General features: G+C 41.4%; 20 protein-coding genes and 1 tRNA gene. 6 read left to right on the top strand and 15 right to left on the bottom strand.

Translation table 11 applies throughout. The features are described from left to right. Nucleotides 1–165 precede the first annotated feature (165 nt). The 5 genes from KTI78_RS08310 (at nucleotide 166) to KTI78_RS08290 (ending at nucleotide 5,614) form a co-directional block, all read left to right on the top strand. Nucleotides 166–242, top strand: a tRNA-Met gene (locus tag KTI78_RS08310). Between the two features lie 215 nt (nucleotides 243–457). Continuing rightward, the gene (rimP, locus tag KTI78_RS08305; protein WP_016142372.1) at nucleotides 458–982 is read left to right on the top strand and encodes a ribosome maturation factor RimP; all 525 of its coding nucleotides are present in this window, start codon (nucleotides 458–460) and stop codon (nucleotides 980–982) included. Nucleotides 983–1,018: 36 nt separating this feature from the next. Continuing rightward, on the top strand, nucleotides 1,019–2,503 hold the full coding sequence (nusA, locus tag KTI78_RS08300; RefSeq protein WP_002115134.1) for a transcription termination factor NusA: 1,485 nt from the start codon (nucleotides 1,019–1,021) through the stop codon (nucleotides 2,501–2,503). A gap of 10 nt (nucleotides 2,504–2,513) precedes the next feature. Further along, entirely contained in the window at nucleotides 2,514–5,213 is a 2,700-nt protein-coding gene (infB, locus tag KTI78_RS08295; RefSeq protein WP_262445761.1) for a translation initiation factor IF-2, read from the top strand. Then, nucleotides 5,213–5,614, top strand: coding sequence for a ribosome-binding factor A (locus KTI78_RS08290; RefSeq protein ID WP_016142369.1), 402 nt, complete (start codon nucleotides 5,213–5,215; stop codon nucleotides 5,612–5,614). Before infB ends, KTI78_RS08290 begins: the two co-directional genes overlap by 1 nt. 57 nt (nucleotides 5,615–5,671) lie before the next feature. Here KTI78_RS08290 and KTI78_RS08285 read toward each other — a convergent pair whose 3' ends face one another. The 14 genes from KTI78_RS08285 to KTI78_RS08220 all read right to left on the bottom strand — a co-directional run bounded on the left by KTI78_RS08285 (nucleotide 5,672) and on the right by KTI78_RS08220 (nucleotide 21,640). Beyond that, nucleotides 5,672–6,076 carry a Na+/H+ antiporter subunit G gene (locus KTI78_RS08285; protein ID WP_005065884.1) on the bottom strand — a complete coding sequence of 135 codons (405 nt, stop codon included), beginning with the start codon at nucleotides 6,074–6,076 and terminating at the stop codon, nucleotides 5,672–5,674. Nucleotides 6,077–6,088: 12 nt separating this feature from the next. Next, nucleotides 6,089–6,364: a monovalent cation/H+ antiporter subunit F gene (locus KTI78_RS08280; protein ID WP_016142368.1), complete on the bottom strand. Its 276-nt coding sequence runs from the start codon at nucleotides 6,362–6,364 to the stop codon at nucleotides 6,089–6,091. Beyond that, complete coding sequence (locus tag KTI78_RS08275) at nucleotides 6,361–6,888, bottom strand: Na+/H+ antiporter subunit E (protein WP_016142367.1); 528 nt, start codon at nucleotides 6,886–6,888, stop codon at nucleotides 6,361–6,363. Before KTI78_RS08275 ends, KTI78_RS08280 begins: the two co-directional genes overlap by 4 nt. A gap of 2 nt (nucleotides 6,889–6,890) precedes the next feature. After that, nucleotides 6,891–8,702, bottom strand: a complete 1,812-nt coding sequence (locus KTI78_RS08270; protein ID WP_016142366.1) for a monovalent cation/H+ antiporter subunit D — start codon at nucleotides 8,700–8,702, stop codon at nucleotides 6,891–6,893. Beyond that, entirely contained in the window at nucleotides 8,702–9,070 is a 369-nt protein-coding gene (locus tag KTI78_RS08265) for a Na+/H+ antiporter subunit C (protein ID WP_002115033.1), read from the bottom strand. Before KTI78_RS08265 ends, KTI78_RS08270 begins: the two co-directional genes overlap by 1 nt. After that, nucleotides 9,067–11,916, bottom strand: a complete 2,850-nt coding sequence (locus KTI78_RS08260) for a monovalent cation/H+ antiporter subunit A (RefSeq protein ID WP_262445757.1) — start codon at nucleotides 11,914–11,916, stop codon at nucleotides 9,067–9,069. Before KTI78_RS08260 ends, KTI78_RS08265 begins: the two co-directional genes overlap by 4 nt. Before the next feature lie 316 nt (nucleotides 11,917–12,232). Then, on the bottom strand, nucleotides 12,233–13,624 hold the full coding sequence (locus tag KTI78_RS08255; protein ID WP_262445755.1) for an AAA family ATPase: 1,392 nt from the start codon (nucleotides 13,622–13,624) through the stop codon (nucleotides 12,233–12,235). A gap of 23 nt (nucleotides 13,625–13,647) precedes the next feature. Next, entirely contained in the window at nucleotides 13,648–15,150 is a 1,503-nt protein-coding gene (locus KTI78_RS08250) for a UvrD-helicase domain-containing protein (RefSeq protein ID WP_016144176.1), read from the bottom strand. A gap of 9 nt (nucleotides 15,151–15,159) precedes the next feature. Further along, the gene (gene hisIE / locus KTI78_RS08245; protein WP_016142361.1) at nucleotides 15,160–15,933 is read right to left on the bottom strand and encodes a bifunctional phosphoribosyl-AMP cyclohydrolase/phosphoribosyl-ATP diphosphatase HisIE; all 774 of its coding nucleotides are present in this window, start codon (nucleotides 15,931–15,933) and stop codon (nucleotides 15,160–15,162) included. 154 nt (nucleotides 15,934–16,087) lie between these two features. Beyond that, nucleotides 16,088–17,401 carry an FAD-dependent oxidoreductase gene (locus KTI78_RS08240; protein WP_262445754.1) on the bottom strand — a complete coding sequence of 438 codons (1,314 nt, stop codon included), beginning with the start codon at nucleotides 17,399–17,401 and terminating at the stop codon, nucleotides 16,088–16,090. Between the two features lie 124 nt (nucleotides 17,402–17,525). After that, entirely contained in the window at nucleotides 17,526–19,145 is a 1,620-nt protein-coding gene (locus KTI78_RS08235) for an ABC1 kinase family protein (protein ID WP_016142359.1), read from the bottom strand. Between the two features lie 12 nt (nucleotides 19,146–19,157). Continuing rightward, nucleotides 19,158–19,826 carry an SCP2 domain-containing protein gene (locus tag KTI78_RS08230; RefSeq protein WP_016142358.1) on the bottom strand — a complete coding sequence of 223 codons (669 nt, stop codon included), beginning with the start codon at nucleotides 19,824–19,826 and terminating at the stop codon, nucleotides 19,158–19,160. A gap of 11 nt (nucleotides 19,827–19,837) precedes the next feature. After that, nucleotides 19,838–20,785 (bottom strand): bifunctional demethylmenaquinone methyltransferase/2-methoxy-6-polyprenyl-1,4-benzoquinol methylase UbiE, encoded by a 948-nt coding sequence (gene ubiE, locus KTI78_RS08225; protein WP_002114829.1) that lies wholly within the window; start codon nucleotides 20,783–20,785, stop codon nucleotides 19,838–19,840. 147 nt (nucleotides 20,786–20,932) lie between these two features. Continuing rightward, entirely contained in the window at nucleotides 20,933–21,640 is a 708-nt protein-coding gene (locus KTI78_RS08220; RefSeq protein WP_262445752.1) for an FFLEELY motif protein, read from the bottom strand. A 209-nt stretch (nucleotides 21,641–21,849) separates the two neighbouring features. Between KTI78_RS08220 and KTI78_RS08215 the strand changes: the two genes are divergently transcribed. Continuing rightward, nucleotides 21,850–23,268: a phosphate--AMP phosphotransferase gene (locus tag KTI78_RS08215; RefSeq protein ID WP_262445750.1), complete on the top strand. Its 1,419-nt coding sequence runs from the start codon at nucleotides 21,850–21,852 to the stop codon at nucleotides 23,266–23,268. Between the two features lie 22 nt (nucleotides 23,269–23,290). Here the strand turns inward: KTI78_RS08215 and KTI78_RS08210 are convergent, their stop codons facing one another. Then, entirely contained in the window at nucleotides 23,291–23,797 is a 507-nt protein-coding gene (locus tag KTI78_RS08210) for a hypothetical protein (protein WP_016142355.1), read from the bottom strand. Between the last annotated feature and the right edge of the window lie 101 nt (nucleotides 23,798–23,898).

The following is a 23,898-nucleotide window of genomic DNA, read 5'->3' as shown; positions in this document are numbered from 1 at the left end:
GCGGGATGGAGCAGTCTGGTAGCTCGTCGGGCTCATAACCCGAAGGTCGTTGGTTCAAATCCAGCTCCCGCTACCAATTTGATTAAGGTGCAACTTAATCAAGCTAATATTGGATAAGTTTACATTGACTTTTTTCGATATTTGTATATAATTTTTGCACGTTGATGCGGGATGGAGCAGTCTGGTAGCTCGTCGGGCTCATAACCCGAAGGTCGTTGGTTCAAATCCAGCTCCCGCTACCAAGTTTCTTAAAAGAGGCTCACAGACAGGTGGGCCTTTTTGCACAGTGGACTATTGTTTTCTGTGCTAAATAGGGGCGATTAACGCCCTTTTTTATTGGTTATCGTATCGCTATCGTGTAGTGTCGACATCAATTGGTCAAATAGTCATGCTTCACTATAGTAGGTCTGTGTCGGTTAAAACAACCGATTGAATCGCACGAGAATGACGAGAGTAAATGAAATTATCAAATAAATCCCAAGCATTGCATGACTTAATTGTTCCTGCAGTGGAAGCATGTGGTGTAGACCTTTGGGGAATCGAGTTTCTTCCACAAGGTAAACGTTCATTATTGCGTATTTATATCGATAAAGCGGTAAGTGAAGATGCTGAGCCAGTACTTAATGAAGATGGTGAAGTAGAACAAGGCCGTGGTATTGGTGTACAAGATTGTGTGCGTGTAACACAACAAGTTGGCGCAATGTTGGATGTTCATGATCCAATTTCAGGTGAGTATTCATTAGAAGTTTCTTCACCGGGCTGGGATCGTCCTTTTTTCCAACTAGAACAGTTACAAGGCTACATCGGACAACAAATTGCTTTGCGTTTAATTGCAGCAGTAGAAAACCGTCGTAAATTTCAAGCAAAACTTATCGCAGTAGACCTTGAAAATGAAGAAATTCAGGTTGAAGTTGATGGGAAGCATGTGCTTGTAATCGACAGCAACAATATCGATAAAGCAAACTTGATCTATCAAGATTAAATTTATTAAATTTTATAAGAAATCGGTAGGTGACTTATGGGCCGCGAAATTCTTACCGTTGTTGAAACGGTTAGTAATGAAAAAGGTGTTAGTCGTGAAGCGATCTTCGAGGCTTTAGAACAAGCTCTAGTTGCTGCAACGAAGAAAAGATTTTACGAAGGTACGCATGCTGAAGAAGCTCAGCTTCGTGTAGAAATTGATCGTAAAACTGGTGATTACCGTACGTTCCGTCAATGGACTGTGGTCGCAGATGAAGATCATGAAATGCCAGCTTGCCAAGATGCAATTTCTGACGTTGATCCAGCTAAATGGTCAATTGGTGATGTACGTGAACTCGAAGTAGAATCTATTGAGTTTGGTCGTATCGCTGCACAAATTGCCAAGCAAGTTATCGTACAAAAAATTCGTGAAGCTGAGCGTGCTTTAGTTGCTGATGCATACGAGTCTAAAGTGGGTGAGTTAATTTACGGTGAAGTGAAAAAACAAACCAAAGATGGCTTCATTATCGACTTAGGCGACAACGCAGAAGCTTATCTTGCACGCGAAGAGATGATTCCAAAAGAAATTCTTCGTCCAAAACAACGTGTAAACGCTATTTTATATAACGTTAACCGTGAAGGTCGTGGCGCTCAGTTGTTGTTATCACGCGCTAAGCCTGAAATGTTAATCGCTTTAATGAAAAAAGAAATTCCTGAAATTTCTGAAGAAATTATTGAAATTAAAGCAGCGGCACGTCAACCGGGCGTTCGTGCTAAAATTGCAGTGAAAACGAATGATCACCGTATTGACCCTGTAGGTGCATGTATTGGTATGCGTGGTACGCGTATTCAAGCTGTACAACAAGAGTTGAATGGTGAACGTATTGATGTAGTGGTCTGGTCTGATGATCCGGCTCAATACATTGCTAGTGCATTAGAACCAGCGGATGTTTCAGGCATCGTGCTTGATGAAGATGCAAGAAGTGCCGACATTATTTTTGCAACCAGCGATCAATTAGCTCGCGCGATTGGCTCTCAAGGTCAAAACGTTCGCTTAGCTTCTGATTTAACTGGCTACAAACTCGACATGATGCTTGAAGAAGAGTATCGTGCTCGTCAGCAAAATGAAGCTCAGCAATATCTCGACATGTTTGTATCACGTCTCGATATTGAAGAAGATTTAGCAATGGCATTGGTGGAAATGGGCTTCACTTCTTTAGAAGAGATTGCTTATGTTCCTGCTGAAACTTTTGACGAAATTGAGCTTGATGCTGAATTGGTTGAGTTATTGCAAAGTCGTGCAAAAGAAGCAGCCCTTACTGATGCTTTGAAACAGCAAGAAAATATTCAAGAACCGAGCGCAGACCTTCTCACTATGGAAGGCATGACTTCTGAGATCGCTTACTCGCTTGCCGCTCGCGGTATTATTACTGTCGACGATTTGGCAGATCAGGCTACTGACGATATCTCTGATATTGAAGGTCTTGGTCATGAAAAAGCAGGTCAATTGATCATGAAAGCTCGCGAATCATGGTTTAACTAGGAGATGAAATATGACGGACAAGTCGATTAAAGAGTTAGCTCTCAGTGTAGGACGTCCTGTTGAGAAGCTCCTAGAACAGGCTCGTGAAGCAGGTTTGCCTCAACGTACAGCAGACGACATTATTACCACTGAACAACAGGATACTTTGGTCAATCATTTGAAAAAAGTTCATGGTCAGGAAAGTGGTAACACAGGAAAAATTGCGTTGAAACGTAAAACAACCAGTACCGCTAAAGTTGCAAGTACTTCAGGTAAAGCAAAAACGATTAACGTAGAAGTACGTAAAAAACAGGTTTTTGCTAAACCAAACCCTGAACAAATTGCAGCAGAAGCTAAAGCACGTGCAGAAGCAGAAGCGAAAGCACGTGTAGAACAGCAAACGCGTGAAACTGCCGAGCAAAAAGCGCGTCTTCAAACAGAGCAAAAAGCAAAAGCAACTTTAGATGCTATGCGTGCTGCTCATCAACAAGATAGTGCTGCACAGACAGCTCCAAAAGCTGCTGTTGTAGTGAAAAAGCGTGGTGGTGGCACAGTAAAACCTGCACCAAAACCAGCTGAAACTCCAGAACAGAAAAGAGCTCGTGAAGAGCAGTCAGCTCAGTTAAAAGCAACTGAAGAAGCTGCACGTCGTAAAGCGGCTGAAGAAGCTCAGCAACGTACACTTGAACAAATGCGCAAAATGGCGTCTAAGTATTCAAATGACGATGCTACTACGACAATTCGTGTGATTGATGATTCTCCACTTGCTTCAGGTCTAGTTGGCCAAGCTTATGAAGATTCATTTAAGCAAGAAGACCGTGAAATTAAACGCGGTGGCGCAACCACTAACCCACGTGCTGGTAAGAAAGGTGGTCGTCGTGGTCAAGAAGAGCAAAGCTTTGTTAACCATAACAAACGTGGTTTAAAATCAAGCCAGGCGAATAAGCATGGATTTGAAAAGCCAGTTAAAAAGCAAGTTTATGATGTAGAAATCGGTTCAAGCATTGTTGTTGCCGATCTTGCTCAAAAAATGGCAATTAAAGTACGTGAAGTTATCAAAACACTTATGAAAATGGGTGAATTGGTTAACCAAGATCAAGCTATTGATCAAGACACAGCGGCACTTGTTGTAGAAGAAATGGGCCACAACCCTGTTTTAGTTTCTGATACACAAGCGGAAGATAACTTGCTTGAAGCGGCTGAAGAAGCTCGTGGTGAGCAAACAACTCGTCCGCCAGTTGTTACCATTATGGGTCACGTTGACCATGGTAAAACATCATTACTTGACCGTATCCGTCGTTCGAAAGTGGCGGCTGGTGAAGCAGGTGGTATTACCCAGCATATTGGTGCATATCACGTTGAAACAGACAAAGGGATTATTACATTCCTTGATACACCGGGACATGCGGCATTTACTTCAATGCGTGCACGTGGTGCTAAAGCAACAGATATCGTTGTATTAGTTGTTGCAGCTGATGATGGTGTAATGCCACAAACTGCAGAAGCAATTGACCATGCTCGTGCAGCAGGTACTCCAATTATTGTTGCAATCAACAAAATGGATAAAGAATCTGCTGATCCAGACCGTGTGTTAAATGAATTAACAACGAAACAAATCGTTCCAGAAGAATGGGGTGGTGATGTTCCGATTGCTAAGGTTTCTGCACACACCGGACAAGGTATTGATGAACTCCTTGATTTAATTCTTATTCAATCAGAATTGATGGAATTAAAAGCATCTGCTGAAGGTGCTGCGCAAGGTGTTGTTATTGAAGCACGTGTTGATAAAGGCCGTGGTGCAGTAACTTCTATTCTTGTTCAAAACGGTACATTAAACATTGGTGACCTTGTTCTTGCAGGTTCATCTTATGGTCGTGTCCGTGCAATGTCTGATGAAAATGGTAAGCCAATTAAATCAGCAGGCCCATCTATTCCTGTAGAAATTCTGGGTCTTCCAGATGCTCCAATGGCAGGTGATGAAGTTCTTGTTGTAAATGACGAGAAGAAAGCGCGTGAAGTTGCCGATGCTCGTGCTGACCGTGAGCGTCAAAAACGTATTGATCGTCAAAGCGCAATGCGCCTTGAAAATATCATGTCGTCAATGGGCAAAAAAGATGTTCCTACAGTCAACGTTGTTTTGAAAACAGACGTACGTGGTACTTTAGAAGCATTGAATGCAGCTCTACATGAATTATCTACTGATGAAGTAAAAGTTCGTGTAATTAGTTCAGGTGTTGGTGCGATTACTGAGTCTGATGTGATTCTTGCTGAATCTTCAGAAGCGGTATTGTTAGGCTTTAACGTTCGTGCCGATACGACTGCTCGTCAGCGAAGTGACCAAGATGGTATCGATATTCGTTACTACAGCATCATTTATGAATTAATTGATGATGTGAAAGATGCTATGAGCGGTAAACTTGCTCCTGAACATCGTGAAACAATCTTGGGTGTTGCGGAAGTACGTGAAGTATTCCACTCAAGTAAGTTTGGTGCAGCAGCAGGCTGTATGGTACTTGAAGGCACATTACATCGTAATAAACCGATTCGCGTATTACGTGATGATGTTGTAATTTTCCAAGGTGAGCTTGAATCTCTTCGTCGTTATAAAGACGTTGTTGAAGAAGTTCGCGCAGGTATGGAATGTGGCCTTGCAGTTAAAGGTTATAAAGACATCAAACCACAAGATAAGATCGAAGTGTATGATGTTCAATTGATTAAACGGAGTCTTTAATGGCGGGTAGCCAACGCTTAAAGCGCATGGCGGATTCAGTACAACGTGAGTTGTCTGAGCTAATCCGTCAAGAGCTTAAAGATCCTCGCTTAGGTGGTCTAGTGACCATCTCTGCGGTGAAAGTCAGTGCAGATATGGGTTATGCTGAAGTTTATGTCACTGTTATGGGACGTGAACTAGGTGATGAGCAAAGTGAAGCTGCAAATAAAGAAACTTTAGATGTACTAAATAAAGCATCTGGTTTCTTGCGTCATGAATTGAGCCGTCGCATCAAGACTCGTATTACGCCTCGCTTGCGTTTCCATTACGATAAGACGAATGCATATGGTAACTATATGTTTGGTCTAATCGAAAAAGCGGTACAAGATTTACCAGAACGTAAGTCAGATGACGAAGAGTAATTAGAACTCAAAAATAAAAAAGCCACCTTCGGGTGGCTTTTTTACTGGCTCAATTTTTTATTCTTTAGGAGGTTCCATTGGCGGTTTATTTTGTGAGAAGCGCTGACCAATTTTGTAACGGTCCCAAGGGAGCGGGCGTTCAATTGCCTCAGGTACTTCACCACTCAGTGAGCGTAAACGTAAATGTAGCGCAGCTTGAGCAATCAAATTGGCTGAAACCGGTGCGGTAATAAAAGCTAGAAGGGTAATAAGTAATTCGGCGAAACCAAAGCGACCTTGGAAAGCAAAAAAGATCATTGAAGCAATCAGGAAGCTTCCTAAACCGAGCGTGCTCGATTTAGTGGGTGCATGTAAGCGCATGAATAAGTCTGGTAAACGCACCATACCGATTGAGCCAACTAACATGAAGAAGGCACCGAAAACCAGAAAGACCGAAACAATAATTTCCATTGTAAATTGCATTTTGACCTCTCCTTAATCGATAACATGACCAGTTGTGAAGTAACGTGCTAAGGCGGCTGTAGATACGAAACCTAACATTGCAACAAGTAGAGCTCCTTCGAATAGTGAGGTCGTCATCCAATAAATGCCTAATACAACAATGAGGCATGTTGCATTGAGGAAAAGCGTATCGAGTGCTAAAAGTCGGTCTACAATTGATGGGCCCATGACCAGTCTGAAAAGGCAAAGTAACATCGAGATTGTAATCGCAATCAAGCTAATACCTAGGGCATAGGGTAGGATGGTCATGCACTTGCCTCCGTTTTACTTTTGACATCAAAAATTTCCATCAGAGGAATTTCATAACGTTCTTTGATGTCTTGAATATCAGATTCGGTATTATCCGTGCTTAAAGCGTGAACCAGAATATCCCCACGTTCCTGATCGATACCCGCAGAAACCGTACCTGGTGTTGTGGTAATAATCATCGCCAGTAAAGTATTGACCTGCTCATGTTCTGTTTCTAAAGGTACGCGATACCATTTAGGGTGTAAATTTTTAGTAGGTCCTAAAACAAGTTTCGCGACTTTAAAGTTAGAAATGACAATATCCCAAAGAACCACGAAGCATAGTTTAATCGCAGGTTTCCAGTGAATATGCGGTGTGCGCGTAATAAACGGTTTAACTAAACGAGGAATAATCAAGCCTAAAAGCATAGCAGTCAAAAGATCACTCGCATCAAGGCTATGTGCCAACATCAACCAAAATAAAATGATGAGAACGGAAACAAATGGATGTGGAAACCAGCGTTCAAGCAAATGTGATAACTGCATTGTTATGGCTCCATAGGTTTCAATTGACTTTCATCAACAATGGTAGGTGTTTGAAGTTTGTCCTGTTGCTGAATCTGCCGTTGTTTATATTCAGAAATATGCTCACCATTGAGCGTATCTTTGGAAATAATATCTGGAACAAGATAAGCATTATGATCTTCAACCTCACCGCCGTATTTGGTTTCCGGTAAGTAAGCTGGATCATATGGCTGCACACTGATCACTTCGCCGTTTTTATCTACTTTAAGAATAGAGTGTTGGTAAAGCGCATGGTCTTGGATCTGCTCTGCGGTACTTAATGTGTAATGCTGAATTGGTGCAGCAAAGACAACATAAGCGATTAAACCAGCCAGTAATAGATAAATGACTTGATCGTTACGTGGCGGTGCGCGTTCCGGTAAAGCACGATAAAGAATATAAGCAGGATGGATTGGGTCTTCCTCTGGAGGAGAGGCGCGCCAGAATAAGATAAAACCAACACGTGTAAGAGCAATAATACTTAATAAGCTCACAACAAGCACAACACCAATAATCCAGCCTTGATAGCTCGCTTCAACTGTTGCTTGTAGGATAAATACTTTTCCAAGAAAACCACTAAAAGGTGGTAAACCTGCAAGCATCATAGCAATCAAGAAGTAAGTCAGCATAGCCGCTTTTTCTTGTTTGATTCTTGGTGCAACTTTTAAATGATCTTTAAAATCTCCACGTTGTGAAGTTATCCATCCACAAAATAGATAAAAAGCTGCTCCGATCAATGTACTGTGCACTAAGTAATATAAAGCCCCAGACCATGCCTGTGTATTAGACATGGCGATTGCTGTGAGCAAAGTACCAATTGAAGAAAGGACCATAAAGCCGACAAAGCGTCGTAAACGATCTGCCCCAATTGCTGCGATCACACCATAGAGTGAAGTAATTAAGCCAATAGGCAGTAACCAGCTTTTTAAGATTTCTTGACTAAGTGCATCGTCAAATACTGTTCCATTTACACGTAAAATCGAATAGATCCCGACTTTGGTCATAATGGTGAAAATGGCAGCTACAGGTGTACTCGCAACGGCATAAGTTTTTGGTAGCCAAAAGCCGACAGGAAGCATCGCTGCTTTAATACCGAAAACAACAAAAAGAAGTAGGGCACCCGCGACTGCTAATTTATGTTGATCGGCTTCAAGTGTCGGAATAAGGCGTGAAACATCAGCCATGTTGAGGCTACCTACACTGCCATAAATCATACCAAGCCCAATTAAGAAGAGGGCAGAGGCTAAAAGATTGATAATGACATAGTGAACGCCTAGCTGAAAACGAGGTTTGCCTTGCCCATGTAAAAGCAAAACATAGGATGCCATTAGCAGGATTTCAAAGAAGACGAAAAGGTTAAATAAGTCGCCTGTGAGGAATGCTCCACAGATCCCCATTAATAGGAAATGTACCATGGCATGAAAATAGCGACCACGGGTGTCCCAGTTATCACTTGCATACCATAAAACTGGTACTGCTAATGCGTAGGTCAATACCAACATAAAAGCCGAAAGGCGATCGAGTACAAGGACAATACCAAACGGTGCTGACCATTCACTGAGTTGGTAAACAGTAATTTGTCCTGTGCTGGCGTAGCTTAGATAAACAATTGCGGTAATTAATCCGGCAATTGCTGAGACAAGGCTAATGCCACGGCGCCATGGCTGACGCCAGTCATCTTTTAAAGCGCCTGCCCCAGGGTTGCCTAAGAGTAATAAGATAAAAGCAGTAAATGCTGGGATGAGAATGCTAAAAATAGGCGTGTGTTGTTGCCAAAAAGATAAAAAATCAAACATCACGGCTCATCCTCACGCGGGTCGTATGTTGGGGAAGCATCTTCTTTAGCATCAACATGATCACTACCTGATTCATAACGGCTACGCAGTGCCAGTTGTACAATAAAAGCGGTGGTTGCAAAACCGATCACAATGGCGGTTAATACGAGTGCTTGAGGAAGTGGATCGGTTATTTTTGTTGTTTCAGTTAAAATTGCTGGTGAGCTAATTTGTAATCGACCCATAGCGAATAAAAATAGGTTTACTGCGTAACCGATTACAGCCAATCCAAGCACAACCGGGAAGGTACGAGCACGTAAAATCAGATAAATACCTGTGGCAACAAGTAAACCAATAGCAGAAGCCAATAAGAATTCTAAACTGATCATGATGATTCCTCCCGATGTGGTACAGGACCGGACATACTCGAATGACGAGAGTCGCCTAATACAGAGATGAGCAACATTGTTGCGCCTACAACGGTGATATAAACACCCAAGTCAAAACTTGCAGCTGAAGCTAGATGTAGTTTGCCTAGAATTGGTAATTCAACATAGACATGAGCGCTAGTGAGGAACGGACGTAACCAGAACCATGCTGCTACCCCAGTCAAACCTGCAATCGTTAATCCTGAGCCAATCCAGACTTCATACAGACGTCCTGACTTCGCTTTTAACAGTTGTTCCGCTTGATCTTGACCTAGTGCAATATATTGGATGATTAATGCCATTGAGGTGATAAGACCAGCAATGAAGCCACCGCCTGGATAGTTATGTCCTCGCATAAAGATATAGACACTGACGACAAGCGCGAGTGGTAATACCCAAGAGGCCGTAATACGGAACATTAGCGGAGATGGGTTAAAACGGTAGGTAAGACCTTGGGTCATGGTTGTACCGTGTACACGCATACCATCCATTAAACAAAGTGCACCAATCGCAGCGATTCCTAATACTGTAATTTCACCAAAGGTATCGAAGCCACGGAAGTCAACTAAAATGACATTTACAATATTTGAGCCACCACCAAGTGGTAAAGATTGTTGGGCAAAGAACCAAGAAATCGAATTATGATCACGGGTTAAAATCAGCCAAGCAATCCAGCCAATTCCTAAACCTCCAACAATGGCTAAAGCAGCATCTCTTAAACGTCTAGAGCGAAGAGATTCATACGGCGTAAGCTGTGGAAGTAAAGATAAACTCATTAATAAAAGAACAGTGGTTACTACATCTACCGTAATTTGAGTCAGTGCTAAATCTGGTGCTGACATGGTGACGAAAACCATGGTTACCACTAGGCCAATTGCACCACTAATGAGTACTGCCTTAATACGTTCATGGTGGAACCAGAGCATCATCCAGCAACCTGAGAATAAAGTCAGCCAAAGAACAACAGCAATCCATGGGGCATGGGTGAGTTCGCGTGTACCCGTGCTCAACCCTTGATTGAGTAAAGGCATGGTGACCATGATGACGCTAAAAGCAATGATCCAGAACAAATAACTTTGCAATGAACCATTTTCAGTTTTTTGTTTGATCTTTCGGCTAGTAAGCAGCAGATGTTTTAAAAATAAATCAAATAAGATACGGCCTTGTAATTTTCCTAGACGTGGGTCAAGGTCAATTTTACGAATCATGCCGTCTTTTGCTAAAGCAAAATAGAAGAGCGTACCGCCAACCAAAGCAATAATACTCATCACCAGAGGAGCGTTAAATCCATGCCAAATTGCAAGGTGTGTACCTGCAAATTCTGGTTGCATTAAGCTTGCTCTCGCTACGCTATTTACCAAAGGCTCTACCAATAAAGAAGGTAGAACACCGACCAAGATACAGAGTACGGCAAGAAGAATAGCAGGAGCACGCATACCGATTGGTGGCTCATGTGCATCTTTATTTGGCACTTGTTTACCAATTGGACCGTCAAAGAACACGCCATGCACTAAGCGAATTGAGTAACTTACTGCGAAGATACCAGCCAGAGTTGCAATAATGCTGGCAAAGATCACCGTTGAACCTGAAAGATTTGCCAATAGCTCGGTAAAGAACATCTCTTTTGAGATAAAGCCATTGGTGAGTGGTACACCTGCCATAGAGGCAGCGGTAATCATAGTGAGTGTGGCAGTGAAAGGAAGTAATTGCCAAATACCACTAAGTTTTCGAAGATCACGTGTGCCAGTTTCATGATCGATAATCCCTGCAAGCATAAACAGCGCTGCTTTAAATGTTGCATGGTTAATAATATGGAAAATAGCAGCAGCAACTGCTAAAGGAGAACCGATACCGAGTAAACAAACAATAAGCCCTAAATGACTAATGGTCGAATAGGCTAACAGTCCTTTTAAATCTTCTTTGAAAATGGCAAAACATGCTGCCATACAGAGTGTAAATAGGCCGACAAATGTAACGATATTATGATAAAGCGCAGCGCCTATAAAAATTGGAAGTAAGCGGGCAAGTAGAAAAATCCCCGCTTTTACCATAGTCGCAGAGTGCAGATAAGCAGACACCGGCGTTGGTGCAGCCATTGCGTTAGGTAACCAAAAATGGAATGGAAACTGAGCACTTTTCGTAAATGCGCCAAGTAAAATCAGCAATAACATTGGAATAAAAAGTGTGTGGGCTTGGATCGCATCTTTCATGCCCATGATTTCGCTAATTTCATAGGTTCCGGTAATTTGTCCTAATAGAACAAATCCACCTAGCATTGCTAAACCACCCATCCCTGTAATCGTGAGTGCCATGCGAGAGCCACGTTGAGCAGCCTCATAATGACTCCAATAACCCACTAACAAGAAAGATGAAATACTGGTGAGCTCCCAAAAGACTAATAAAATAATAAGATTATTAGAGAGCGAAATTCCCAGCATTGCTGCCATAAACAGCATGAGTAATGTATAGAGTTTACTTAAAGAATTTTTAGGGCCGAGATAATAATAGGCGTATATATAAATGAGTGTACCGATACCGGTAATAAGTAAGGAGAATAATAAACCAAGAGCATCGAGTCTGAAGCTTAGATTAATCCCTAATTGAGGTAGCCAATCCCAGCTTTGTTGAATGCTTGCACCACCAAGCACAGTTTTAGCTTGAGTCAGTAATAATCCGAAACTGGTTAAACTGACTCCAATTGCCCCTAAAGCCGTTACTCCACGCGAGAACCGTTGAAGCAATGAAACAAGGGTGGTGCCTAATATTAACGGTAATAAGATAATTATCGGTAGCACACTCGTATCCATATGTGATTTAGGTCGAAACCTAAAGGTGAAATTTTAATTTCAGAATAGATAGGAATTCAAAGAGAGTTCCAAAGCTTATTATTCCGAAAACCCAACCAAATTAGAAAATAAAGCGAGAAACAAGTTGTATTGCGCAACTTGAAGAATAAAAACGCAAAATGAAATTTATTGTACACTAAAAAAGCATTGAAAATCTGATGTTATTACATGTAGTAACAACATCTAGTTATTTTAATGCCTAAAAAACCTTACTCCACCATATATTTTGTGAGAGCAGTTTTTTGATTATAAAAAGACAGACTAGGGATTATAAGACTCAAACCGAAGAGCTTTCTTCTGGGGTATCTCCCGCATGAATCATCTTTAATAATTCATTTTTTTGTTGTTCATTTAAACCCTGAATCTGCTGAAATAAAATTTCAATCTGTGCTGGTGCTGGCATCGGATCTATTAAGCTTAAAGGCTGTGCATCTATATGTGGTGTTAATGGCTCGCTTCTTTGAAGTAAGGTATAGATATGTTCAAGCTGTTGTTTGGTGGTGTTTAAATCAAGATGGCTAATTTTACCCTGCTCCAATTTTAGACATTGGTAAGTTGAAGCATGTTCGAGTAACTCTTCACGACTTCCTGTTGCAATAATTTGTAGGCGTGGGAATGCTTGATGAAGTCGATTTAAGATCTCAGAACAATGCGTTGAGTCGAGCTGTGCATCAATCTGGTCAATGAGTAAAACGCCGTCTCCTTCAAGGCAAGGGTTTAAACTTAATGGATTGAGTAAACAGAGTCTGCGGGCTATATCGCCTACTAAAGCAATCCAGGTTTTTGTTGTATTTGAAAGCTGCTGAAAAGGTAAGGTTTGACCTTCATAATCAACTATAAGCTGCAACCGCGGCTGATATTGTAAATAGATATCTTTAAGTTCAGGTAAAACTATATTTAATGCGTTCTTGAGGGCGTAGAGATTGGGTGCAGTAAGCTGTTTAGGTTGTCCAGATAATTCTTTTTGAAGCTCATTTAATAATTCTGTGTGATCTTGCTGATCTGATTGTTTAGACCTAATTCGTTGTACGAGGTGAGCGGCTTGCGCATTTTCGATATCGCTGATTTCTCGTAACCATTCAAAAAAGCGCGTAAACGTTGTGAACGGTACTGGGCTAATGTCGTAGGCTGAAATAGCTTGGGTAATACCAGGTAAATTTTTATTCAAAAGATTGACTTCATTTACAAATCGCTCGGCTGGGTAGTAAGCGATTAAGGGAAGTCCTTGCAGTGGATCTTTTTTGGTCACTTGTTGATAAAGCGCCATGGTTTGATCAAGTTGCTGAGTTTCAACTTGACTCATTCCGATACCACTTGCATTTAAGGTTTTAAAAAGTTTCCAGCTACACAGCGAAGAGTCTACCTGCTGAGCAGAGGTACTTTCTGGTAAATGGCCAATTTCAGAAGGAATTTGGATGGTCACTTCGATTTTTGATTGGAGGCGTGACTGAGTAATGTCTTGATCAGGAGTGACAATTCCCGGACTGCGTAAATCTTTAAGACGAGCAGGCAACCAAGTTAAAGCATGGTAAGTATGTTTGAGTAACATACTTTTACCAGTTGCCTGCTCACCTAAAATTAAGGTGATTGGCTGTTTTTCATAATGAAAGTGTATTTTAAGGTCGTGAAACAGAGCAATATGTTTAAATTGGACAGATTCAAGTTTCATAGGCTCACCTAAGTATGAGCGCTTCAACCAACCGACTGACGAAGACTTAAAGGCGCCCTTAGTTTTAATTGTTGTATCAGATCATAAAGATGATGGATATTTAGACTTACTTTAGCACGAGTACAGGCAACGTACAGTAGTCTTAATTCTTCATCGGTAATCTTGTGCTCTAACCCATTAATTTTAAATTGATAGTCATCTTCAATATGAACGCGGTTCCATTCTAGCCCTTTCGCTTTATGGGCTGTAGAGATGACATAGTCAGCCTGCTCTAGTGGTGTAATCTTTGCAAGTGCTTTTTTTAGTGGGTCGGTGCCATGGTCATCGACCAGTTTTACTAATGGTTTAATGTCACTACCTTCATTGGTTTCACAGTATTCATGGACATCGTGCCACGAATTAAACCATGCTAGTTCAGGAACATCCGTAACCCGTTTTCCTTGCTTTAAGAGACTTGCAGCATCTACAAAACGGTTTAGTTTTTGATGATCAGCTTGCAAACTCACTTTATCGCCGTGAACTAAACCTGCTAATAAAAGCTCCATTGCCCGGGCATTGGTACGGCATAAAATCGCATCACGCATTTTGGTGTGTGGTTTATTTACGACGCTCGATTTCTGGTTTGGATTGCCAAGTAGGGGAACAGTTTCATTTAAACCGCCCAACAATGCATTGGCAACATCGGCAATCGTTTCACCAAAACGAAAAGAAGTAGTGAGGCGAGACTCTGGCAGCGGCAATTGTTGCATCGCATTAATCGCACCACGCCACGCATAGATTTGCTGATGTGCATCGCCTACATAGATGACCTGAGTATTTTTCTGACGAAGTAAAATACCCAACATTAAGGGGTCAGCATCTTGTGCTTCATCAAATAGTACATAATCGGCTGGGATGTTAGGTTCAGACAATGCCCAAAGTTTGAGGTAAATATCGTGACCAATTCCTGCCTGATGATTGGGATCGATTGACTCTAACCAACGGCGTTCAACAGCAGGGTAAAGATGGGTTTGAAGTGCAGTAATATCATCTGGATGTAACCAGTTTGGCGCCTGAATATGGCGAGGCGCTGGATATTGCGAACTGGTTGAACAGAAATAGCTCACTGCATTGGCGACAAGGCTCGCGAGGCGACTTGGCATCAAGACGTATTTTTCATAACGTCCACCCATCATGCGCCGTAAGGTAATCGGTTCTAGTCGATATTCTTTTGCGATAAAGCTTGGGCTTAAGCGAGGCAAGCGTAATTTATCAGTCACACCTCGTGGCACACTACGAAAAGCGAGTGAGTGAAAAGTACGGCAATCTACATTGCGATGAAATTTGTTTTGCGCTTCACCAGCAATAGCTTTGTTGAATGCTAGATACATACCGCGCCGTTCAGGCATGGCATCACTAATCATTTGTAATGTAGTAGTTTTACCTGTACCCGCATAGGCAATCACTTTAAATGATTGCCCAAGACGTGCGTTATCTATGGCAATGGCTTGCTCATAGGTGGCTTTAGGTTTTTCGATATTCGACACTGAGTGATTTTAAACCTTGTTGCGGTTAGCTTTTTCAACTAAACCAGATAAACCCTGACGACGAGCTAATTCGTCAATAATAAGTTGTGGATTAAGATCGAAATAACCCAACATGACAATGCTATGGAACCACAAATCGGCAGTTTCATAAATCAAGTCATTTAAATTGCTTTCTGTATTTTGAGCAGCGTAGTCTTTGGCAGCGATAATCGTTTCTACGCTTTCTTCGCCGACTTTTTCTAAGATTTTATTGATGCCTTTTTTGTAGAGGCTTGCCACATATGAAGTATCAGCTTCTGCTTGCTTACGCTCTTGCATCAATTGCCCTAAGTGAGCAAGTACATCAACCTGTTCTGTCGTGTGAGCATGATCGTGGCTTTCAGTTTTGGCTTTGTCACCATAAATTGCATTAGGATCTTTTAATTGTGCATCGACAATTTCCCAGCCCTGTGGGGTAAGTTTACGGTAGAAACAAGACTCACGACCTGTATGGCACGCGATACCGCCGTGTTGTTCAACCTGTAATACAATGACATCAGCATCACAGTCTAAACGAATTTCATGGACAGTTTGAAAGTGACCTGATTCTTCACCCTTGTGCCAAAGTTTTTGACGAGAGCGAGAGAAATAAACTGCCTGATTTTTTTCTGCTGTGAGCGCAAGTGATTCACGGTTCATCCACGCCACCATCAAAATACGTCCGGTTTGATGATGTTGAGCAATGGCAGGGATAAGACCTTGTTCGTTAAATTTTACTTCATCGAGCCATTGCGTGTTATTCATGAGGAATCACCAAAGAAATATGAACTATAAATTGATTTCAATCAGATGCTAAAAAATAGCTTGTATAGTGTACGGCATCAACGTCAGTTTTAGGAAAAATTCTTTGTCCTTTTTGTCTTTGTCAGCGTAATGAGTAGCTGGAATACGATTACTTTTAAAAGTCAGACAGAGATTCACTTTTTAAATTAAAAACACTGTTTTCTTTAGGCAATTGAGCTACTCGATCATAATCAAGTTGTTGAAATGGGCCAGTCTTTAAGCCTGAAATCGTGATCGCCATTTCTTTTCGAAAATAAGGGATTTGATACATCCAAGGGAAAACTAAATCTCTTAAACCTCCAGCCCACCAATGGTCAGATTGATAAAGTGGTGTTAGTAAACGACTGAGAACTTGATAAAACTGGGTAGATGAACGGCGAAGCTGGTGATAATGCTGCCAGAGTAGGGACCAATCAATATTTTGGTTCTTTTGTGCTTGTTGCAATGATTGAGAAAAAGCCCAAGCATCCAATAATGCCATATTAGCCCCTTGACCTAACTGAGGGCTCATCGCATGGGCTGCATCTCCAATCACCCCAATTCGACCTTGGCCAAATTGACTCATGACTACATCACGGTAGTTTGCAGATAACCATTTGGGTTGAGTTTGACTGTTATACAAAATTTCTTTCAGCCATTCTGCAACCTTGGGCCAGCGTTCTGAGACTTGCTTTAACCAAGTTTGTTTAGCCTGTTCATCTTGCAAAAAGCTTTCTAATTGTGGCGTAGGTAAGCTCCAAAAAATACTTGAAAGACGCTGATGAGGTTCAGTTGGAATTGCTCCTGTAGGAAGAATTCCCATCATAATTTTCGAGCGATCATAAAATTGATGCAGAATTTTAGAATCGAGCACTTGGCACTCAGGCACGATACTCCATGCCGCACCCCACGGGTAGGCTTGATCGACCTTTACCCATGCTTTAGGTCTTAATTGACTACGCGCACCGTTGGCAATAAGTACAGCATCAAAGCGAGTCTCAAACTTATGGGTTTGATGTATGCCGAATAGCCGAACTTCATTGGTATGTTCTTCAAAGCTTTCAACAGAGTGGCTCATACACCAAGTAATTTGGCTTGAATATTCACTAAGCTTTTGTGTGAGCACATGACATAAAGTGGCACGGTGTATACCTAAACCATAAAGATTTGCTGATGCTTCATGATAATGACTGTTCACTAAAAGACGATTATCTGGAAGTTGTCCTTCTAAACCTGTGACTCTCGCACCTAAGCTTAAAGCTTTGTCGAGCACACCTAAATGTTCAAATACGGCTAAGCCCGCCGGTTGTAGCAATAAACCAGCACCGACCGGAGATAACTCATCAACTTGTTCAAAAATCGTAACGTTATTGCCTTCACGGGCAAGTAAAATCGCTGTGGCTAAACCTGCTGTACCAGCACCGATAATGGCAAAATGAGGTGTTTTCATTGTTTATTCTTTTGAAGCATTTATAGGTTCAATTTAGCAATGAACGAATAGTTGAGCTATAAATTTTTTTAAAATTAAAGTTTTTTCATAAAAAAATCCCTTGCACTGGCAAGGGATTTTGAATTTATTTCAAGATACGCCAAAGTGCTAATAAGCTGCTCAACACAATGAGAATAATCGAGACAAACCAAGGACTAATAATCGCAATAGTCAGTAAAATCAGCATGCTACTACCGAACATCCAGCTACGGCGTTGTTGGTGTTCCATTTGCAAACGAAGTTGCTGAATTTCACGTAACTGACGATCTTGCCAAGCAGACTGATTTTTTAAACCATTTAAACTGTCAATAATTAAGCTTGGGAAATCCTGAGCACCTAAAAGCAGGTCAGGTAATTGCTGACCAAGCTCTTTTACATTTTTGACTGGGTTCATGTTGGATTTGACCCATTCCGTCAAAATTGGTTTTGCCAATTTCCAGATGTCGAGCTGTGGATAAAGGTCAGTACCTAAGCCTTCTACATGCACTAAAGTTTTGAGTAGCAGCATGAGTTGTGGCGGAATTTCTAAATGGAAGCGTCGAGCAATATCCATGACTTGAATTAAGATACCCGCAAAATCAAGTTGATCCATTGGTTTAGACACCATTGGCCCAACAGTGCGGCGCATTTCACGTGCTAACGCGTCTTGATCTGTACCCGGTGGAATCCAGCCAGCTTGATGCACAATTTGAATAAGCTGCATAAAGTTGCTGTTCATGACAGCCAGCAACATGCGAGCAACTGTCATTTGGTCGTGTTTGGATAGCTCACCCATAATCGCACAGTCCAGTGCAATAAAGCGTGGATTGCTTGGGTTAATGGTTTCTACAAAGACGTTACCGGGATGCATGTCGGCATGGAAAAAGTTATCGCGGAAGACTTGCGTAAAGAAAATGGTTAATCCTTTTTCTGCAAGTTGTGCGCGATCCATGCCTAATCGGTCAAAGGTTGCCGTATCTGAAATAGGCACACCCGTAATACGCTCAGCCACCATGACATCTTTTGTGTCCATGTACACTTCAGGCACATACATCATGGTTGAGCCAGTAAAGTAATGACGCATACGACGGGTGTTATCTGCCTCAATACTCAAGTCCAGCTCATTTAAAATGATCTGGCGGTAGTCTTGAATAATTTCGGTGAGATGCAATGCACGAGCAGCTTCAAGGCGGCTTTCTAATGTATTTCCTAACCATGCCAAAATTTCAAAATCTTGCAAAATTTGGTTGCGAATGTCAGGGCGAGTTACTTTAACCACAACTTCGCGACCATCATGCAACGCAGCAGTATGCACTTGGGCAATTGATGCGGCAGCTAATGGCTGATCATCAAAGCGAGCAAACAATGTATTTACGTCAGCTTTTAACGAATCTTGAATACGCTGTTTGGCAACCTCTCCATCAAAAGGCTTTACTTGATCTTGAAGTAAAACCAGCTGAGCGAGTACCTCAGGTGGAATCAAGTCACGACGAGTAGAGAGTAATTGACCGAGCTTGATTGCAAGTGGTCCCATATCTTCTAAAGCTTCTTTGAGCTTTAAAGGGTTTTTACGTTCACGGCTCGACCATGCAGCTGGATGCATTTTAATAATATTTAATGCATGCTGAGCTTTAACTGGTAATTCATCCGCAGGGAACAACGTATCGAGTCTATAGTGCGCTGCAATACGCCAAAGTTCGAGTAAACGTGAAACGTGCGGAATCATATACAGTCTTACCTAGTCTTGAGAGGGTTGTAGTTGTGCATTGAGTTGCTGCAATCTTGCTTCTAGACGGTCAATGTCTTGATTGAGCTTGCGAGTGGCTTGAGTTAAGTCGTCCATTTCCCAGCGAGGGGCAAATAGGCCGCTATCTTCTTTTAATGCGTCTTCTGCAAAAAATAGATGACTTTGAAGAGAGCGTTTTAAATGTTTTGGTGCAAGTTGAATCTTGCCAATCTCGTGTGCGAGTTGAGGACCTACCCATCTAGATAAATGCGCAGCTAAATCGGGTTCAGCTTGCTGCATAATCTTTTGAATATCCTGTAATAGGTGATAATCACCTTGGAGCGGGATATTGCCAATCTGGTCTGGATCGCTGACTAATAATTTAATCAGTTCAACGACATCTTTAACATGCAAAGTTGCAGTTGCTTCAGAAATTTTGAATTGGGCATCAAAAGGGCGCTGTTCAAAAATAGAAGGTTTTTCGCTGTGTCCTGTTGCAGTAGGTTCAAGACGTACTTTTTCTTGGTCAAAGAATACATCGACAGAAAGCTGCGGACTATCAATCACAACACGCAACATTTTGCCCTGTAACTGATTAAGCTGAATGCGTGTAACCGCATCCAGATCGATCAGATGATGAATGATACGTTCGACTGCACCGAGTGCCAGAATCGACCACATATCGTTATCCCTTACAGTTTAAAGCCACGGTGAACGGCAACGATACCAGCAGTAAGGTTGTGATAGTCACAGTTCTGGAAGCCAGCATTTTCCATCATACCTTTTAAAGTACGTTGGTCTGGGTGCATACGGATTGATTCAGCTAAATATTTATAACTTTCTGAATCATTGGCAACCAATTTACCCATAATCGGTAAAGCGGTGAATGAGTAGAGGTCATAAAGTTTTGAAAATGGCTCAAATACAGGCTTAGAAAACTCAAGAATGAGTAAACGACCACCTGGTTTTAATACACGGAACATAGACGCAAGTGCTGCATCTTTATCTGTCACGTTACGTAAGCCAAAACTAATGGTGACAAGGTCAAAGCTGTTGTCTGCAAAAGGCTCTAAAGTTTCTGCATTGGCAAGAACGAAATCAACATTGGTACAGCCCGCATCAATTAAACGGTCACGGCCAACATTAAGCATAGATTCGTTAATGTCTGAAAGTACGACATGGCCTTGAGGACCAACTTCACGGCTAAATACTTTTGCTAAGTCGCCTGTACCACCCGCAATATCCAGCACGTGTTGACCACGGCGAACACCAGACATGTTAATTGCAAAACGCTTCCACAAACGGTGAATACCAAATGACATCAAGTCATTCATCAGGTCATATTTGCTTGCAACCGAGTGGAAAACTTCTGCTACTTTTTGTGCTTTATCTTCAGTTCTAACAGTTGAGTAACCAAAGTGTGTCGTTTCACCAACGTTGCCCGTATTACCAGCACCACGTGGTAAATTATATTTCGGTACAGAACCGTTAACAGGCGTATCTGTTAAGGTTTGCTGTAAAGTTTGTTGTTGCCCTTGAGGTGTACCTTGCGGTAAAGGTGAGCTTAGGAATGGGCTAACTTTGTCTGAACTTTGTGCCTGCTCAGTTGGAGATGTTGGCTTTTGGTTTTCGTTAGACATATTGTCTCTCCTAGACTCAAACTCAAGTGAAACGGAATAAGTTCTGCATGATGACAGATTTTGTCTATTTTTACAGGCATCATCATGCAAATATAATGAATAAAATCTCAACTTCGCGAGGTTGAGTTTTTCTATGTGCCGACCTTATCACACTCTAAACGGATTCGGATGCCCTGAATGTACATTTTCAATAATCTGGCGTTCTTTTTCAGTAAAAGTCTTAATAAAGGTCTCGGCTGATTTTAACGGTTTCATCGCACTAAAACCATCTTGAATGAAATCATACATCAATTCGAAGTGATATTTTTGGGCAATACCTTTACACATTTTAAAAGCAGTAAACATCATAAATGAGCGCATGTACTTATCGAGCGCTGCTCCTAAATCATCAAGGAGGGCAAGCTGTTGATAACGCGCTTCTGCTTGATCGAGCTTGATTAAGGTTAAACGCATAATCTCATCAGTGAGTACGGTATCTGCCGGATAGTCCTCCAGAAGTTGTATTGCTACTTGCTCATCAAGTCGAGTGGCAAGTACAGCTAAACTTACCGATTTAGTGCCTGTTTTAATTGCATTTTCAGGTAAAACTTTTTCGGCTTTATGCGCATATTTCAAGAGGCGTTCAATTTGAGCTGCCAAGGCATCAAACTCTGGGCCACCATATAAACGATTTAAAAAGTACTCTGACATGAGCTTGTGCGCTGGCAAATTAAAAAAGTCTTGATGCGTATCTTTCATCCGCTCTTTTAGCCATGTTTGTACATCTTGCAAACGTTGGGCAAGCACAGGATTATCGTGATAATTAAATGTTTTATATTGTTGTAAAAGATCATCAAAAGCAGCGAGTTTAGACATTTAAGGCTCTAATATTGGGCTATTTACAAAAAATCATAAAAGGCATTGTAACCTTGTACTATGGCGAGTAGATGTAAAAAAAATGATTCATGCGTCAATTCTTAGGCAGATTTTTGTCGCAATGACATAATTTGTATAGCAATTCATCAATTAACCGCATAAGTTAAAGATCATCGAAATTAAACAATAAAAGATTAGAGCTGTGTACTATGAGTGAACAACAACCAAAATTTGAGATTCGTGATGAAGAACAGCTTTCAGTCGACTTGATTGAAGCACAATATGCGTTAAAAGAAAGTCGGGGAAAACCCAACGCTAAAAGCACACTCATTTTAATGAGTGGTATTGAGCTGGCAGGTAAAGGCGAGGCCGTTAAGCAACTTCGTGAATGGCTAGATCCACGATATTTACGAGTTAAAGCAGACGCGCCACGTGTGCTGACAGACAATGAGGCATTTTGGCAATCTTACTCAGCGTTTATTCCGACTGAAGGACAAATTGTGGTGATGTTCGGCAACTGGTATAGCGATTTATTAGTCACCGCGACACATGTTTCCGAACCTTTAGATGAAGCACGCTTTGATGAATACGTTGAAAATATGCGGGCATTTGAGCAAGATTTAAAAAATAACTATGTCGATGTGATTAAAGTCTGGTTTGATCTTTCATGGAAATCACTACAAAAACGTTTAGACAAAATAGACCCGTCAGAGCAACATTGGCATAAGCTTCATGGCCTAGACTGGCGTAATAAAAAACAATATGACACTTTGCAAAAGTTACGCCGTCGCTTTACCGACGATTGGTACATTATTGATGGTGAAGATGAAAAACAGCGTGATCAGTTTTTTGCTCAATATCTTTTACAACATATGCGTCAACTTCCAGAGCATGAAACCGAAGTTAAAGGAAAATGGCAGCAGGCTAAAATTCCAGAGAGTTTATTAAAACCTTCTAATGAGCCACTTGAAAAAGCTGATTATAAAAAAGAGCTCGATAAACTGAGTAAGAAAATTGCCGATGCAATGCGTTTTGATAAACGCAATGTCGTGATTGCTTTTGAAGGTATGGATGCTGCCGGTAAAGGCGGCGCCATTAAGCGAATTGTTAAAAACTTAGACCCACGTGAATACGATATTCATTGTATTGGTGCACCTGAACGCTTTGAAGCTCGGCATCCTTACTTATGGCGCTTTTGGAATCGCATTAATGAAGCCGAAAAAATTACGATTTTTGACCGGACATGGTATGGGCGCGTACTCGTTGAACGTGTTGAAGGATTTGCTTCGCCTTTAGAATGGCAGCGTGCTTATGATGAAATTAACCGCTTTGAAAAAGATTTATTTGATAGTCAAACGGTTGTAGTAAAAATTTGGCTGGCGATTAGTAAAGACGAGCAAGAGCAGCGTTTTAAGGCCAGAGAAGAGACACCGCATAAACGGTTTAAAATTACCGCAGAAGATTGGCGTAATCGTGATAAGTGGGACGAGTATTTAAAAGCCGCCGCAGATATGTTTGAGCGGACCAGTACTGACTACGCACCTTGGTATATCGTCGCAACTGACGATAAATATACGGCGCGTCTGGAAGTATTAAGAGCAGTTTTAAAACAGCTGAGAGCAGACTAGGCTCTCAGCTAAAATGCATATATTAATTTACAATTGTGCCACGGCTTTTTTGCTGAATACGTTTTGCAAGGTTATAACTGTCATTCAGATGAGTTTCTGCTATTTTTTTCATCATGAAATAACCTAAACTTGCTGCTACAATTTGTCCGCCTAGCGGTATAAATTTAGTCACCTGTTTTGTTACGATTTTGCCCAAAAAGCCGTTAAATGTTTTTTTAACGGTAGTACGTGCGACTACAAAACCTGAAAATTCAAAACCGCGTTTACGTAACTCATCCCAATGAATGGTTTTAGTTTTTGGGTCATAAACGCTTACGTGTTCAGGTGCTAAACCAAAACGGGAATTGATATCTGGAATCAGGTGCGACAAAATTCCCAAATCTACCGCCACGTCAAAAAAAGGAATCGGTACAATTGCCGCTCCTGCTGAGACGTAAGCTCTTTTTTTGATGAGGTCATGGCACTCATCGCGAATTTGTTCCAGATTTAGGCTAGGATCAATATAGTCAGGAATCTTGTCAATTTTCATAATGTCTACCTGTATAAGTTCTTGATGGCGTCATTCAAACCAAGTGAAAGTGACACCTTAAGTTAAATTATGCTGTGTTTAAACCAACGTGACATAGTCAG

It is taken from the genome of Acinetobacter sp. WU_MDCI_Abxe161 (assembly GCF_025514355.1).
Taxonomy (GTDB): domain Bacteria; phylum Pseudomonadota; class Gammaproteobacteria; order Pseudomonadales; family Moraxellaceae; genus Acinetobacter; species Acinetobacter pittii_E.
Note: the sequence above shows the minus strand (reverse complement) of the source record. Positions and strands in the feature narration are given on the sequence as shown.

What these genes read in the sequence shown, in the direction of transcription:
- KTI78_RS08290 (WP_016142369.1), top strand. Translation starts at nt 5,213, where the DNA reads ATGGCGGGTAGCCAACGCTTAAAGCGCATGGCGGATTCAGTACAACGT.
- KTI78_RS08230 (WP_016142358.1), bottom strand. Translation starts at nt 19,826, where the DNA reads ATGTGGTCGATTCTGGCACTCGGTGCAGTCGAACGTATCATTCATCAT.
- nusA (WP_002115134.1), top strand. Translation starts at nt 1,019, where the DNA reads ATGGGCCGCGAAATTCTTACCGTTGTTGAAACGGTTAGTAATGAAAAA.
- rimP (WP_016142372.1), top strand. Translation starts at nt 458, where the DNA reads ATGAAATTATCAAATAAATCCCAAGCATTGCATGACTTAATTGTTCCT.
- KTI78_RS08280 (WP_016142368.1), bottom strand. Translation starts at nt 6,364, where the DNA reads ATGACCATCCTACCCTATGCCCTAGGTATTAGCTTGATTGCGATTACA.
- KTI78_RS08285 (WP_005065884.1), bottom strand. Translation starts at nt 6,076, where the DNA reads ATGCAATTTACAATGGAAATTATTGTTTCGGTCTTTCTGGTTTTCGGT.
- KTI78_RS08210 (WP_016142355.1), bottom strand. Translation starts at nt 23,797, where the DNA reads ATGAAAATTGACAAGATTCCTGACTATATTGATCCTAGCCTAAATCTG.
- KTI78_RS08270 (WP_016142366.1), bottom strand. Translation starts at nt 8,702, where the DNA reads ATGTTTGATTTTTTATCTTTTTGGCAACAACACACGCCTATTTTTAGC.
- KTI78_RS08255 (WP_262445755.1), bottom strand. Translation starts at nt 13,624, where the DNA reads ATGAAACTTGAATCTGTCCAATTTAAACATATTGCTCTGTTTCACGAC.
- KTI78_RS08220 (WP_262445752.1), bottom strand. Translation starts at nt 21,640, where the DNA reads ATGTCTAAACTCGCTGCTTTTGATGATCTTTTACAACAATATAAAACA.
- KTI78_RS08235 (WP_016142359.1), bottom strand. Translation starts at nt 19,145, where the DNA reads ATGATTCCGCACGTTTCACGTTTACTCGAACTTTGGCGTATTGCAGCG.
- KTI78_RS08260 (WP_262445757.1), bottom strand. Translation starts at nt 11,916, where the DNA reads ATGGATACGAGTGTGCTACCGATAATTATCTTATTACCGTTAATATTA.
- KTI78_RS08240 (WP_262445754.1), bottom strand. Translation starts at nt 17,401, where the DNA reads ATGAAAACACCTCATTTTGCCATTATCGGTGCTGGTACAGCAGGTTTA.
- KTI78_RS08265 (WP_002115033.1), bottom strand. Translation starts at nt 9,070, where the DNA reads ATGATCAGTTTAGAATTCTTATTGGCTTCTGCTATTGGTTTACTTGTT.
- hisIE (WP_016142361.1), bottom strand. Translation starts at nt 15,933, where the DNA reads ATGAATAACACGCAATGGCTCGATGAAGTAAAATTTAACGAACAAGGT.
- infB (WP_262445761.1), top strand. Translation starts at nt 2,514, where the DNA reads ATGACGGACAAGTCGATTAAAGAGTTAGCTCTCAGTGTAGGACGTCCT.
- KTI78_RS08275 (WP_016142367.1), bottom strand. Translation starts at nt 6,888, where the DNA reads ATGCAGTTATCACATTTGCTTGAACGCTGGTTTCCACATCCATTTGTT.
- KTI78_RS08215 (WP_262445750.1), top strand. Translation starts at nt 21,850, where the DNA reads ATGAGTGAACAACAACCAAAATTTGAGATTCGTGATGAAGAACAGCTT.
- ubiE (WP_002114829.1), bottom strand. Translation starts at nt 20,785, where the DNA reads ATGTCTAACGAAAACCAAAAGCCAACATCTCCAACTGAGCAGGCACAA.